At 26.6% G+C, this 14,324-nt stretch carries 13 protein-coding genes and 2 pseudogenes; 12 read left to right on the top strand and 3 right to left on the bottom strand.

The window, feature by feature from the left end; all coding sequences use genetic code 11:
* Positions 1–109 precede the first annotated feature (109 nt).
* The 3 genes and pseudogenes from FAY47_RS17580 to FAY47_RS17590 all read left to right on the top strand — a co-directional run.
* A pseudogene (locus FAY47_RS17580) lies at positions 110–367 on the top strand (IS3 family transposase); the annotation flags it as partial.
* A gap of 536 nt (positions 368–903) precedes the next feature.
* Positions 904–2,088, top strand: a complete 1,185-nt coding sequence (locus FAY47_RS17585) for an MFS transporter (RefSeq protein ID WP_143318236.1) — start codon at positions 904–906, stop codon at positions 2,086–2,088.
* A gap of 84 nt (positions 2,089–2,172) precedes the next feature.
* Positions 2,173–3,057 (top strand): aldose 1-epimerase family protein, encoded by an 885-nt coding sequence (locus FAY47_RS17590; RefSeq protein WP_143318237.1) that lies wholly within the window; start codon positions 2,173–2,175, stop codon positions 3,055–3,057.
* Between the two features lie 90 nt (positions 3,058–3,147).
* Here the strand turns inward: FAY47_RS17590 and FAY47_RS17595 are convergent, their stop codons facing one another.
* The gene (locus tag FAY47_RS17595) at positions 3,148–3,876 is read right to left on the bottom strand and encodes a LytTR family DNA-binding domain-containing protein (RefSeq protein WP_143318238.1); all 729 of its coding nucleotides are present in this window, start codon (positions 3,874–3,876) and stop codon (positions 3,148–3,150) included.
* Between the two features lie 246 nt (positions 3,877–4,122).
* On the opposite strand from FAY47_RS17595, the gene FAY47_RS20450 reads away from it, so the two are divergent.
* The 3 genes from FAY47_RS20450 (at position 4,123) to FAY47_RS17605 (ending at position 6,347) form a co-directional block, all read left to right on the top strand.
* Positions 4,123–4,281: a hypothetical protein gene (locus FAY47_RS20450; protein WP_185966885.1), complete on the top strand. Its 159-nt coding sequence runs from the start codon at positions 4,123–4,125 to the stop codon at positions 4,279–4,281.
* A 12-nt stretch (positions 4,282–4,293) separates the two neighbouring features.
* A complete protein-coding gene (locus FAY47_RS17600) occupies positions 4,294–4,920 on the top strand; it encodes an accessory gene regulator B family protein (protein ID WP_143318239.1) in 627 nt (208 codons plus the stop codon).
* 122 nt (positions 4,921–5,042) lie between these two features.
* Positions 5,043–6,347, top strand: coding sequence for a GHKL domain-containing protein (locus FAY47_RS17605; protein ID WP_143318240.1), 1,305 nt, complete (start codon positions 5,043–5,045; stop codon positions 6,345–6,347).
* An 85-nt stretch (positions 6,348–6,432) separates the two neighbouring features.
* Here FAY47_RS17605 and FAY47_RS17610 read toward each other — a convergent pair whose 3' ends face one another.
* Together FAY47_RS17610 and FAY47_RS17615 are read right to left on the bottom strand one after the other, a co-directional pair.
* Positions 6,433–7,173, bottom strand: a complete 741-nt coding sequence (locus FAY47_RS17610; protein ID WP_143318241.1) for a TIGR03915 family putative DNA repair protein — start codon at positions 7,171–7,173, stop codon at positions 6,433–6,435.
* A 10-nt stretch (positions 7,174–7,183) separates the two neighbouring features.
* Complete coding sequence (locus FAY47_RS17615; protein ID WP_143318242.1) at positions 7,184–8,527, bottom strand: putative DNA modification/repair radical SAM protein; 1,344 nt, start codon at positions 8,525–8,527, stop codon at positions 7,184–7,186.
* A 145-nt stretch (positions 8,528–8,672) separates the two neighbouring features.
* On the opposite strand from FAY47_RS17615, the gene FAY47_RS17620 reads away from it, so the two are divergent.
* The 6 genes and pseudogenes from FAY47_RS17620 (at position 8,673) to FAY47_RS17640 (ending at position 14,108) form a co-directional block, all read left to right on the top strand.
* Positions 8,673–9,806 carry a deaminase domain-containing protein gene (locus tag FAY47_RS17620; RefSeq protein ID WP_143318243.1) on the top strand — a complete coding sequence of 378 codons (1,134 nt, stop codon included), beginning with the start codon at positions 8,673–8,675 and terminating at the stop codon, positions 9,804–9,806.
* 986 nt (positions 9,807–10,792) lie between these two features.
* Positions 10,793–11,140 (top strand): hypothetical protein, encoded by a 348-nt coding sequence (locus tag FAY47_RS17625; protein ID WP_143318244.1) that lies wholly within the window; start codon positions 10,793–10,795, stop codon positions 11,138–11,140.
* Between the two features lie 347 nt (positions 11,141–11,487).
* Positions 11,488–11,729 (top strand): annotated as a pseudogene (locus tag FAY47_RS17630) (AbrB/MazE/SpoVT family DNA-binding domain-containing protein).
* A gap of 461 nt (positions 11,730–12,190) precedes the next feature.
* A complete protein-coding gene (locus FAY47_RS17635; RefSeq protein WP_143318245.1) occupies positions 12,191–13,495 on the top strand; it encodes a helix-turn-helix transcriptional regulator in 1,305 nt (434 codons plus the stop codon).
* 93 nt (positions 13,496–13,588) lie between these two features.
* Positions 13,589–13,750 carry a hypothetical protein gene (locus FAY47_RS20455; protein ID WP_185966886.1) on the top strand — a complete coding sequence of 54 codons (162 nt, stop codon included), beginning with the start codon at positions 13,589–13,591 and terminating at the stop codon, positions 13,748–13,750.
* A 178-nt stretch (positions 13,751–13,928) separates the two neighbouring features.
* A complete protein-coding gene (locus FAY47_RS17640; RefSeq protein ID WP_143318246.1) occupies positions 13,929–14,108 on the top strand; it encodes an aspartyl-phosphate phosphatase Spo0E family protein in 180 nt (59 codons plus the stop codon).
* The last annotated feature ends 216 nt before the right edge of the window (positions 14,109–14,324 follow it).

Here is a 14,324-nt window from a genome sequence, read left to right on the forward strand (position 1 = left end):
ATGCTTGAGCCGTATGAGCGGGAAACTCTCACGTACGGTTCTTAGATGAGGGAAAGGGAGCAATCCCTTTTTCTTAATCGATTATTGCTCAAGTGATTACCATAATTTAATAAAAAAGTATGGTTTTGTTTGAAGTGTGTCACGAAAAGGTAACTGCTGGGATAATGCTCCTATGGAATCATTTTGGGGTAAAATGAAATGTGAATGGCTTTATGAGAAACAATTTAAAACACGTGACGAAGCTGGTGCTGTGGTATTTGAGTATGTTGAGATATTTTATAACAGAGAAAGAATACATGCTTCAAATGGTTATATAACACCAGAACAATATTATAATAATTCAAAGGAAGCATCAAAAGCAGCATAGATTTTTTAATATTATGATATTATGCGCATAAGTTAGATATTACGAGTTTGTGCTGTCTATTTTATAGGGGAAAGGTCATTTATATAAACTTGTGTATATTAATTGTTTATTCTGCCATTTATAGACACTTGATTTTCAGTTATGGCTGCAGCTAAGTGTTCTATAAAAGAAGGTTTTTTTGCATATGATTTTTATATCTGTATCTTCAATTAAAGGATCCTCAATTATTGTTACTCTCATAAATTTACTCCTTTCAAGGAAAGGATAGCATATACACTTAGATGAAGCAATTAGTACATAACTATGTGGCATAATGGATTAGAAAGTTGTATTTTTATAGATTAATGATGTATATAAAATAGATCCTACCTAGCTAGACATGATATTAAATAAGGTGATATGATGTTATGGTGAGTATTAAAATGTAATTAGTTATAAATATTTGAAAAAATAATATTTAGCGTTATATTTTAAATCTAGAATTGAACTTATTTTATGGTCTAGGACTATTAAAGTGAATAAAAGGAGTAAAAATAATGAAAGATAGCTACAGTTTTAAATTTAAGCTATTTTATCTAATATATTATGGAGCAATAGGGTCATTTATGCCATATATAAATGTATATTTAGAGAAAAGTGCTAAGTTAAGTGGTTCTCAAATTGGAGTGATTACAGCATTAAGTTTAATATTTGGATTTTGTGTTACTCCTATATGGGGGATAATTGGAGATAAGACTAAAGGTTATAATGCTTTGTTGAAAAATTCTCTTGGTGGCGCATTAGTAATGGTTGTTTTATATTACAATGCATCAACCTATTTAGGAATAATTTTATGTGCAATAGGATTAGAGATGTTACGTTTAGGTACCACACCTATGTCAGATACTTTAGCTACTAGCTATTGTCATAAGATTGGTGGTAATTATGGTTCTATTAGGGCAATGGGATCTTTAGGATATATGTTATCTAGTATGGTTGTTGGTTTTTTGGCAGATAAGATTGGGTTAGATGGGCCACTATTTATTAGCTACGCTTGGCTATTAATTATCGCGTTGCCAATTACCTTTAGTTTCCCTAAGAATTCAAGAGAAGACAAAGATAAAGAGGATAAAGTAAAACAAGGAAACCTCAAAGAATTAATAACTAATAAAAATTACAGATTTATTTTAGGGATTACTATATTAACAACAGTGATTGTTGATTCTTCAACTAATTATGCGGGAAATCATTTAGTATCTACCTTAGGAGGTTCTGAATCTTTAATCAGCTGGATGACTTTTATCACAGTGTTGCCTGAAGTAGTATTCCTAATGATAGCTATTAAGATAATTAAAAAAATAGGATTTAAAAAATATTATGTTTTAGTTGTATTTTCAATGATATTAAGATTTGGAATCTACTCAGTAACTAGCAATTCCTATGCATTCTTAGCAGCAAGTATTTTTCATTGTTTAGGAGTTTCAATTTCTACAGTTGGTAGTCTAACTTATATTAGAAATTCTGTTAATACAGCAATGTTGGGTACTGCAATTACTTTATTTAATGCATCTACATCCATAGGTAAAGCTTTCTTCGGATATATTTTTGGCGTTGTATATGAATATGGTAATAGCTATATGATATTCATGATATGTGCTACTGCATTTATAGTGGCGCTTTTAATTTTACTTAGAACTAAGCGATTTGATAATATCTATGTCAGTAAACATAAGGTAGGTTAATATATAATTTAAGAATAGCATTTTTAAATAGTTATGCTATAATATTTATATTGTAAAAATTACCCAAATGGATAGGAGAAAATTATGATTGTAAAATTTGAAAATGAGTTTTTAGAAGTTTTATCATCAAGTCATGGGGGAGAGCTTATAAGTATAAAGGGAAAGAAGGACAATGTAGAGTATTTATGGACAGCTGATTCAAAATACTGGGGTAGGCATGCACCTATATTATTTCCTATAGTAGGAAGAGTTAAAGATAATAAATATAGGGTTGAAGAAAAGGAATTTGAGCTTGGGCAACATGGATTTGCAAGAGACTATGAATTTGATCTATTAGAGAATAAAGATAATACTATTGTGTACAGATTAGTAAGTAGTGAGGAAAGTTTAAAAAAGTATCCCTATAAATTTCAATTAGATATTGAATATAAGTTATATAAAAATATGTTAAAAGTAACGTGTAAGGTTAAAAATATAGATAATGAAAAAATTTACTTTACTATAGGGGCACATCCAGGGTTTAATTGTCCTTTAATTAAAGGAGAAGATTTTGAAGACTACTATTTAGAGTTTAATAAGAATGAAAATGCCAGAAGAGAATTACTTGATAAAGAGTCTCTTCTATTTACAGGAGAAAGTGAACTTGTTTTAGATAATACAAACATTTTAAAATTATCTAAAAACTTATTTATCCAAGATGCATTAATATTCGAGAATTTAAATTCCAATGAGGTAACTTTAAAAAGTGCTAGGAATGGTAAGAGTATTTCTGTGAACTTTGAAGGGTTTCCTTACCTTGGAATATGGTCAAAGCCAAATGAAGCTCCTCTTATATGCATTGAACCTTGGGTTGGACATGCTGATCCTGTTGATTTTAATGGAGATTATAGAGAGAAACCAGGAGTAATTTCTTTAGATGTCGGAAAAGAATTCACTTGTGATTATTGTATATTTATAAATCAAGATTGATATTAGAAAATATTTTATCATTAGAAACCCCAAATAAGTGTCGGGGCTTCTTAATATTTCATGAAGTACTAGCAATAGGGAATTAAGTACTTATTTAGATAATAATTTTTTTATGCCGCGGGTTGAGATAAGACATTCTTCATCATTTATCATATACACAATGCGATTTTTCTTATCTATTTCTTTAATTTTATTTTTATTAATTATAAATGAATTGTGGCATCTACAAAAATTATCAGAGAGCATATTTTCTACTTCTTTCATTTTTCCATAAAACTCAATCAATCTACTGGTAGAATGTAATGTGATTTTATGAATAGTTGAGGAAGTTTCGAAAAAAATTATGTCATTAAAATCAACGTTAATTATTTTATCATTAACTCTTATGGAGAATACCTCCTGAATGGTCGGAGATTTACATGTGTATCTACTATTGGAATTAATTATGCAGTCCCTTATCCTTTGGGCAACATTGTTATAATTATCTTTTATTATATAATCCATGGCTTCAACTTTATAAAGAAAGGTTAAATAGCTCATTTCTGCATGAGTAGTTATAAAAACTATGAATCCTCTAGGATCAAATTCTCTTATTTTTTCAGCTAGTTGGATTCCGTTAATTTTAGAATGCAAGTTAACATCTAAAAAGTATAGTCCGGAAACACTAATAGATTTTAAATAATCTATTATTTTAAAAGGATCATTAGTACTTAGTTCTATATCCATATCATAGTTTTCTATAATTAAAATGTTCTTTATAATTTTTTCGAGCCTTTCTTTTTCGATTTTATCATCTTCACATATAAAAATTTTTAGCATTTTTATCCCACCCAGTCCTATAATTTAACAAAACATCATATATTTTAGTATACTACAATATTTTAACACAATGTATGTATATAATTTGAAGATTTTATTAAAAAATGCGCAGATATTACATTTTTGTGTTAAATAATTACGTTTTTTATATAAAGTGTATACGTTTTTACTGTTTTTATTTAAAGATGAAAAGACGAGCTATACTAAAAATATAAAATAAATATTTTAAAAAGGTGGTTTTATAATATGAACAATAATTCTAAATCAACATTAACAGGAAAGATAGCTGAAACTTTTATGAAGATAGGAGATGTACATGCAAAGGAATATTCAATAATTTTAAATTATTATGAACCTGAGGTATCTCTTAGTTTATTAGAAAATACAAATTCAGATGAAAAATAAGGAAGTCATTAGATGAAAGAATTATTACGAAATTTTAATCCTTGTAATTTTATATGTATGAGAATGTTTAATTATTTTAAGAAAAAGTTAAATTTAGATCCGCTACAATTAGAAAAGCTATATTTAGGGATTATGGTTATAATGTTTAATGTACTTGAATTTGTAGTAGTATTTGTTGTAGCATTTTATATTGGAGTCATAAAAGAAGCTTTATTATTTTTTATTATGTTTGCATCAATAAGATGTACAGCAGCAGGTGTGCATTGTAAAAACAACTTAGCATGCATGGCTATTACTTTAACATCTTATATTGGAGCTTCATATATTTCTGTGAAGTATCCTATAAATTGTTCTTTAGCTTGCATTATATGTGTTATTTGTGCAGTGCTTTTATGCAAGTATTCTCCAGCTGATACAGAAAAACGTCCTATTTTAGGTGCAAAACATAGAAAAAAGCTTAAAATTCAAACAACAATAATGTCATCTATTTTAATACTAATAAATTTGTTATTACTAAACAAGAATATATTTAATTTAACAATGTTTGCATTAATTCTTGAAACTTTAAGCGTTTTACCTTGGAGTTATAAGTTATTTAAGGCAAGTTATAATAATTACAAAAAATATGAAGTTGTTTAGAGATGGATTGATTAAAAGGATAGTGCGATTATAGAAAAGTTTCCATAATATATATTTTTTTATTTATTGTAAATTAAGTTTGATTTATACTGATATAGAGAAGTATGTAAGGAGGAAATGTAATGTATAGTATTAATATATTAACTTCAATTATAATTTCTGTAATTGCGCTATTAATAGCATTTGTAAATATTAATCCTTATAAGCTTAAGGTTAAGGAATATATTGTTATGATGCTTTTGATTGTAGTAACTTATATGACGATATTTTTATTTAATTCTAAATTTGCTTCAGTATCTTCATATATTATTCCAATGTTTTTTGTTTACAAAAAATGTCATAAAGTAAAAGAAAGTTTAGTTTTGGGAATAGTTATAACATTGACCATAGTAGTAGTAGATAGTTTTATTGGAACTCTTACTATAAAGTTGATGTCAGATAAATTTCTAGAAACTGGAGTAGGATATTATATAGCTTGTACTATCATAGCATTAGTATTATTTCCTATTAGCAAATTTGTAGGAAAATTGTTTGTAAAGTATAAGAGATTTATAGTTAACAGTTATAATTCTAAACATTTTGCTTTAGTATATATAATATTATTAGCAACTTTTATATTATTTTATGTAAATATAAATTGGAACAAATCTTCTAATCCTGTTTATTTGACAGAAGTAAATGGCGCTGTGTTTACAGTATATGGGTTTATAATGGTTTGTATCTGTATTTCAATATTTTTAATAATGAGAAAAGAAGAGAAATTTAGATATAAACAAATGGAAATGGACAAGCTTCGAGAATATACTGAAAACTTGGAGCAATTGTATATGGATATGCGTAAATTTAGGCATGACTATATAAATATGATTTCAACTATGGGGGGATTTATTGAAGATAGAGATATCGATGCTCTAGAAGGCTATTTCAATGAGCATATATATCCGTTAAATAGAAAAATAAATAGGAATAATTATAAGTTAGGTTTGTTGAAAAATATAGAAATATCTGAAATTAAAAGTCTTATATCAGCAAAAGTTATTCGTGCTCAAGAATTAGGATTAGATATTATAATCGATGTAATTGAGCCAATAACTAAGATTAATATGGATATTATAGAATTAAGCAGATGTTTAGGAATAATATTTGATAATGCTATTGAAGCAGCATTAGAAAGTGAAGAAAAAACAGTTAATATAGGATTGATAAAGAAAAAAGAATCTGTAATTATTGTTGTTATAAACACTTTCAAAGGAGAAATGCCTCCACTCAGTAAGTTATTTAAAGATGGTTTTTCAACTAAAGGTCAGAATAGAGGGTTAGGTTTGGGGAACTTAAAAGATATCGTGAGCCAATATAAAAATATAACTTTAGATACATATATAAAAGAAGATAAATTTTTTCAAGAGATTGATATAAGTAATAATTAGTGATTATAATGAAAAGTAAGAAGGAGCTGTATTAGAATGAAGTTTTTGAAACTGAGTCTAGTGCAGCCCTTTTTGCTTATTGTTTTTATATAAGTTCTGTGAGGTGATCCCAATATCTCTTAGGCATATGTTGATTACGCAATCTATGATTTTTACGTTCTTTTATGTTAACTGCTTTATAAAAAGTCTTCCAAAGTGCTTCAAATTCATCATCGTTATTGGAGGAAACAAGAATTTTAGAATTTTCCTTTTTCAATTCAGTTATAACAGCGGAGTCTTTATTATATACTATTGCAAGTTCCCTTTTTAAATCATGAATTATAAAGTTTTGATCAGAAAATCTTCTAGTGAAATGACTAAGTATTAGAGGTAAAATATTGTGATCAGGTTCAATAGAAGCGTAAAAGCTTAATGGACCTACCTCTTTAAACCTAACGAATCCAGTAAATCTATGAGCTTCATGAGTAACCTTTCTTACATATTTATCAACTGAAATTATAATATCATTATTCTTAGCCAAGTTAATATTTACTCCAATACTATAGCAAAGCCTTAGGTATTTTAAAGAGAGAGAATCTGATTCTGAAATATCACTAAGATATAGGTAATAAATATTTCTTAATACATCGTCACTAAGTTTTTCTATAATACTTTTGTAAACTCTCTCAAATTTATCATATTCAGTTTTAATATTTATGATTTCATTAAGAAATGAGGGGATATAGTCTTTGGATTTAGTTATTATGCTATCTTCTTTAAAGCTATAGGCATAGAAAATGGCAGTAAATAAACCTTCAAAAGTATTATCATATACATATTCTTTCAAAATAAGCCTCCTATAATTCACCTGTAATTGAAGTGGATTTATCAGTTAATAAAAGTAATTTGTTATTTTTAGAATTCATGGGAAGAATTAAATTATTCATATTGTTATTAAAAAAGGTTAATTGCTCTGCATCGTCATCTATTAAATTTAAATCAAATTTAGGAGTAAGAGCCTTTTTTATTTTCATATGGTCAAAGGATACTGAACCATAATATTTACCCTTGCAGGTAATGAAATATTGAGCTCTCTTTATAACTATTCCAAGTTTTTTTAAATCAAAAAAGTCTAGTGAATTAATTTTACGTGCACTTACTATTTTTTGGGCACCACGTATTCCAATGCCAGGAATTCTTATAAGCGTGTTATAAGGGGCTTTATTTATTTCTACAGGAAATAGGTCAATATTGTTTAAAGCATAAGTTGTCTTAGGATCAAAGTTAATATCGAAATTTGGATTCTTGTCATTTAGTAATTCCTTTGCCTTAAATCCATAAACCCTGAGTAACCAGTCACCTTGATAGAGTCTATGCTCTCTAAGGGTTGGCGGATTTTTTAAAGCAGGAAGATTTTCACCATTATTAACAGGAATATAGGCTGAATAGTAAACTCTTCTTAGATCAAATTTGTTATATAAGTTTTCTGTTAAGTTTAAGATATTTAAATCGCTGTCTTTTGTAGCACCAACAATAAGTTGAGTGCTTTGACCTCCAGGAACAAAAATAGGTGAATTTTTATATTTTGCACGTTCATATTTGCTTACAATAATATTATTTTTGATATCTCCCATAGGCTTAAAAATATCATCCTTATTCTTTTCAGGGGCTAATAATTTAAGAGAACTTGATGAAGGTAACTCTATATTTACACTCATTCTATCAACTAATGAGCCAGCTTTTTTTATAAGATTTTCATCAGCTCCGGGAATTGCCTTTAAGTGAATATAGCCTCTAAAATTATGTTCATTTCTTAATTTGTAAACAACTGTTGTAAGGAGTTCCATAGTAAAGTTAGGACTTTTGATAATTGAAGAACTTAAGAATAAACCTTCTATATAATTACGTCTATAAAAATTCATAGTTATATTTACAATTTCTTCAGCAGTGAAAGAAGCCCTTTCAATATCGTTAGATCTTCTATTAATACAGTATGAACAATCATATATACAATAATTTGTTAAAAGTATTTTAAGTAGAGATATACATCTTCCATCTGGAGTAAAACTGTGGCATATACCACTTGTAGCCGTTGAGCCAATGCTTCCCTTTTTTGAACTTCTACTTGAGCCAGAAGAAGAACAAGACACATCGTACTTAGCTGCACCAGTTAAAATCCTTAGTTTTTCACTTAATTCCATGTTACATCACCAATCTTTACATTTTTATAAGTTAAGTATAACTCATGAGAAATAAAAGAACAAGTGTTCGATTTGTACATAATTAAACTATATGTTAAATTAGTTAATGGTAGAAAGATGTGAACTATAAATATGAGAGGTAAAAATGATAGAAAAAGATACTCTGTTGAGGAAGAAAAAGAAGGAACGAATAAGAATTAATGATATAAATTCATTTAAGTGTGCCTTAGAAAGAGAAGGATATAAAATAGATGAATCTAATGAAGAAGAATTCAAAGAAAAAGTTGCAAAAATTTTTGAAGTAGATAACAGTGTAACAGATAGGCTTTATAGATGTATTAGTAATACAGAAATTACTTATAAAGCAGATGATGTCAGAGACTTTATAGATTATATAGAAAAGATAATGTTATTTGAAGATGAACATAATAAATTGTGTAAGAAGATAAGTGGAGTAAAAAGACTAAATATAGATAGAATTGAATATGAAAGAGAACCTACAATTCAGGATAATGTTGAAGATATTATAAAAGATATCGAAAAAATAAAAGGGAATGTATCTAGAATGATAGATGAAAGAGAGAAAGAGAAGTTAGTAAGAATAGAAAATGAACTAGATAAGGAATATCTTTATGCCAAAGATATTGAACTGCTAAAGAAAATGCTCCTTATTAAAAAAGAAGTTACACAAGAAAAATATAATTCTATGACTAGAACTAAAACAATATCTATTGAAATAATTGGAGATATAAATTGTTCTTATATAAAAGCTAAGAAAGGAACTGTTGAGTATCATGATCATCTAACTACTAACATACCTAGAATACGCCGTTTGAGAAGAAACATAAACAAATATATGACAGTACATAAGAATGAAAAAACAACATTTAATATAGATCAGAGTGAAACACTACAAGATTCTATTAATATTGCAGTGGCAGTATATGATAATAAGGAGTTTAAAGCTATAAGTGGAAGTAATGATATAAGTGATTATTGCATTGCACCATCAGAAGATGATGCGTTTTTTAAAAGTAGCAAAGTTAATAAATTAGGTAAATTAGGGATAGGGTATAATAGAGTTAATGATAGTGAAAAAAAGATATTTGAAGAAATACATAAGCAAATAGAAGCTAAAGAATTAAATAATGAAGGAAATCTTATATTATATAGTAAATGGGAGCCGTGTCCAAGCTGCTGCTTTGTAATTAGTCAGTTTTGTAAAAAACATCCCAATATAGATGTGCAGATAAAATATATTAAAAAATATGGTGAATAGAGAAGATTATTATAAAGGGGGTTGTCCTAAAATACATAGATAAGTATTTTAGGACAACCCCTATATTAGTTATAAAAAAAATATTTTTCAACTTATTACTATTTAAAAGAAAGAAGAAGTAGCAATAAAGTTGTTAATTTTACAATATTATCAATATATATTGACAGAAAATGTTAAATAAAAAGAATTTAAAAGATTATGATACCGTAGTAATAAAGGATTATAATGATAAATTTAATTTGAATTTTTTCGCTGAGAATTTATTTAATTATGGGAAAGGGGTAGTCTATATAAATGTTTTAATAGTAAGGTAAAAGAGGATACTAATATAGATATACCAGTTATACTAATTGTGGGAGAATGTGAAATAGGGATCCAGAATTCCTAGAAACTAGCAGAAGCTTTTAAATTGAAGGATTATAGATGTGGATTGTATTCAGATATATATTCATGTGCTTTTCTTAATTTTGCAAAAATACCATTTAGGGAAGTTAAAAGAGTACTAATAAACTATAATTTTTCTTTTTTATAAATTTAGAATATAATCTATTTAATTAAAATTTTATTGAAAATAGTCTTTATATGATATTGTTACCTCTAGTTTTTATAATATTTAATGTTGTTTTTATGTATTTTTCAGAATCAAATATAATTTATTATATTATTGGGTTAGCGCCAAATGGTACAAGGATTATTTTTTTGTTTCCATTCCGGTGGTAATAACATCTTTTTTATTTAATAAGTCTATAAAATTTAGAAAAAATATTTATATCACATAAAAATCAATAAGTTTATATAAAAAATTTTTATTAATAAATCAAGGCATTGCTATTAAGTAATGGCTTTTTTATTTACTAAAGTGTGATTTAGTAGGACCTAAATTTTGGTTTATACTCCAGTAATTATTGGATATTTATACTATTTTCATAAATTTGGTAATATGGTAAAATTATAGAATAACTTTATAACTAAAAGGAGGAGTTTTAATGAAAATAAAAAGATTAATAGTAAGTTGTTCTCTTTTATTAGGTTTTATGTTTTGTGGAATTGGTACAAAAGCTTTTGCAGCAATTAAGGTTAGCAATAATGCAGGTGTTCCAATTGAAGTTGCAATTAATAAATGGGGCAAAAGTGGATCAACTGATTTTTGGAAAATGGAAAATAATCATACTGACACTTGGGATCGTACTGATTCAAGAGGATTTTTAATGGTAGTAAAAATAAACGACCAAGAAAAAACATATTTCATTGGACCTAATAGCAATATTATTGTTTCAAAAGATTCAGTAAGTGATCATAAAACTATAATAAATCCTATTTATTATATCGAATAGATTTGTTGAATAAAATGTATTTTTTGTAAGGATGGACAGCCCATTTCAGAGAACAGCAACGATTCATTCTAAAAGGACAATAAAAAGTGAAAAAGATACATTTAATATATCAACTGTTGTCTGTGAAAATTAAGTAGTCTTTTTAATATTCTAAAGCATTGGGAGTACTAATTTTGAAGGCTTTAATAATATATTTAGATATATAAGAAAATCATATTTTTTATATTCATTAAAGTTTTAGCAGAATAGGTTTTGATTTACCATAACTTAAAGATATCAGCCTTACAACTCACTTTTGGAACTTATATAGTAATATTACAAGATATGAATTGGAAAGGAATGACAATATGAGAGCAACAGGAATTGTAAGAAAAGCTGACGAACTTGGTAGAATAGTAATTCGTAAAGAAACAAGGAAATCGCTTTTTATTAATAAGGGGGATTCTTTAGAAATTTTCATAGAAAATGATACTTTATTCTTAAAAAATATTCTCCCGGTTGTACTTTTTGTGGTGATATGGATAATATCCCAAAGTTTAAAGGAATACATGTTTGTGAAGAATGTAGTAAAAATTTAAAATTATATTAAATAGGATATAAAAATCAAAAGCCAATGATCTAAAGTCATTGGCTTTTATTTCATTAAAATGTGATTTAGCGAAATTAAGGTAAAAATACAATTTATCCATTAAGTAAATAAATCGCACTCATTTTAAAAGGAAAAACATATTGACATTAGAATCAAATTCTATTAATACGAAGAATAACTTGAGACTTATTGAATATTAATCCAAATTAATGTAATATATTGAATATAGAAATATATGTTAAAAATTGAATTGTATTTTATTAATGAATAAAATACCCTGCAATGCTAACAGGCTAATATCAGACATTACAGGGAATAACGAAATGCTAACAATTGAATGCAAGCAATGTAATTATAGTATATTTATGCGAGTTTGTCCACGATATGGAATATAATTACGTAATGTAAAAATTTTTCATTTAGTTTTTAGCATCTCTGTAAAGAGAGAGAGGAAAACATAAATGTTTAATAATGAGATTATGACACCATATGAAAGAATAAAGAAATACAGAATAAATATACTTGGAGTAACTCAAGAGGAAATCGCTGACGGAATCTGTACAACAATTTGGCTGAGTAATATTGAAAATAATAAACGGAATCTAACGATAAATTTAGCTACTGGAATTGCTAAAAATTTTAATAAAATTGCAAAAAAGAAAGGAATAAAGATTGAATTAATTACGCCAGAGGAACTTATGCAAGATGAAGATGAGCAAGCAAATTATATTTTCACAAATAGCATTATGAATGAATTAAAAGAAATTAAAGAAATAAATTTATTTGATAGAAAATTATTGAAGGCTGAAGAACTAATTGAAAAGTATAACATTACAGATAATAATAAAATAGAGATGTATAAATTAACTGCTGATTTTTATTACTATAAACATAGGTATGCTAAAAGTGATTTTATGTGTGATATTGGATTAAAGATAAGTATTAATTCTCAAAATAGTTTGGAGGAAGTGACTTTTTTTATATATAAATCCAGAAATAATATATTTACCGAGAATTATGTTAAAGCATTACAACAATTAAGATACGCTGAAAAATTAAATGATAGTATAGTGAATGATGAGCTTTCTATAATGATATTGTATTATAAGGCGCTAACATATAAAAAGCTATGTGAGTATGATACGGCTTTAGAATGTTTTAAAATACTAAAGCAATTTGAAATTAATGATTATAAGATGTTATTAAGGGCAAAAATGAATCATTCCAATTGTTTGAATGATTATCATAAGTTTGACGAAGCAGAAAAAGAATATAAGGAAATTTTAAGTATTGCTATGAAATATGATTATAAAGACTTCATAGCTCAAGCTTATAGAAATTTATCTGAATTATACTTTAATAAAAAAGATTACAAGCACGCTGCAATGCATATTAAAGAATCTTTACTATATAATCCTAATAATGAGGATATTTCCGAAACTCTATATTTTGCATCAAAAGTATTACAAAATTTAAACGAAGATGTTGAGAAGTATCTTTTACAGGCATTAGAAGTATGTGAGAAAAATGATAATGAGAATATAAGCTTAGTTGAAAAAATACTCTATGATTTGGTGCTTATTTATATAAAAAAAGAAGATAAAGAGAAGTTAATGCTATTAGCAGATAAAGCAAAAGAATTAAATATAGATTATTCTTTAATCTATGCAGAAATTGGAGAATATTATAGAGGTCGAAATGAGGAAAAAAGCATATATTTTAGCAAGAAATCAAGAAAAAAAATAAAACAGATTAAAGGAATTTAAAAAAAATTTTTTTTATCGCAAATTCTATTACTATATTACAATATTAAATAAAGGATTTGTCGACTTACTTTAACTATTGAAGGGGGTGAGTTTATGAAAAAAATTGTGCTAGCAGTTCTTGCAACATCAATGTTATTAACAAATGTTGTGTTTGCTTCAACAAAAACTACACGTACTAAGAATACTAAAGATAGCATAGTGTCTAGCGTGACACAAAATAATGTATATCATACAAATACACAAGACGCACATTAATAGTAATAAAAGTAACAAAAAACACCGCAAAACTTAATAGAAATATATGGTAAAAGTTTAACTAAATTCAAGTGGATTTGGTTAAACTTTTTTAAATTTGTGAGAAATTAAATATCTCTATATAATTGATTAAGTAGTAAGAATTTAAGAAAAATAAGGAGATAATATACGAGGGAAAATGAGGAAATTAAATTTGAAAAAAGATGAAGCTATTTCTAAGTTTGACCAAGCTATGGAAAAAGCTAGAGCAAATCTACATAAATCAATTGAAATATATGGACGGAGTTCTAAAGAAGTGATAATTGCCAGTAGAAATTTAGATAGATATATAAACATGAGTATGAAAAGAGAAGTTTGATTTTAATATACATATGCTATTTAGGTATACAAAGAACAACTGAATACAAATAATTAACAATATTTTATATAAAGGTGGGGCTTGGGGTGATAATTAAGGAAACAATCGAAATATATAGAGAAAATTCTTCAATTGAAAATTTTAAAAAAGAAATAAAATTACTAAAAAGTGCTGGATATAAGATATCAGAAGAAAACGATGATTATGTATGTTTAT

The organism is Clostridium sp. HBUAS56017, from assembly GCF_007115085.1.
GTDB lineage: Bacteria > Bacillota > Clostridia > Clostridiales > Clostridiaceae > Clostridium > Clostridium cibarium.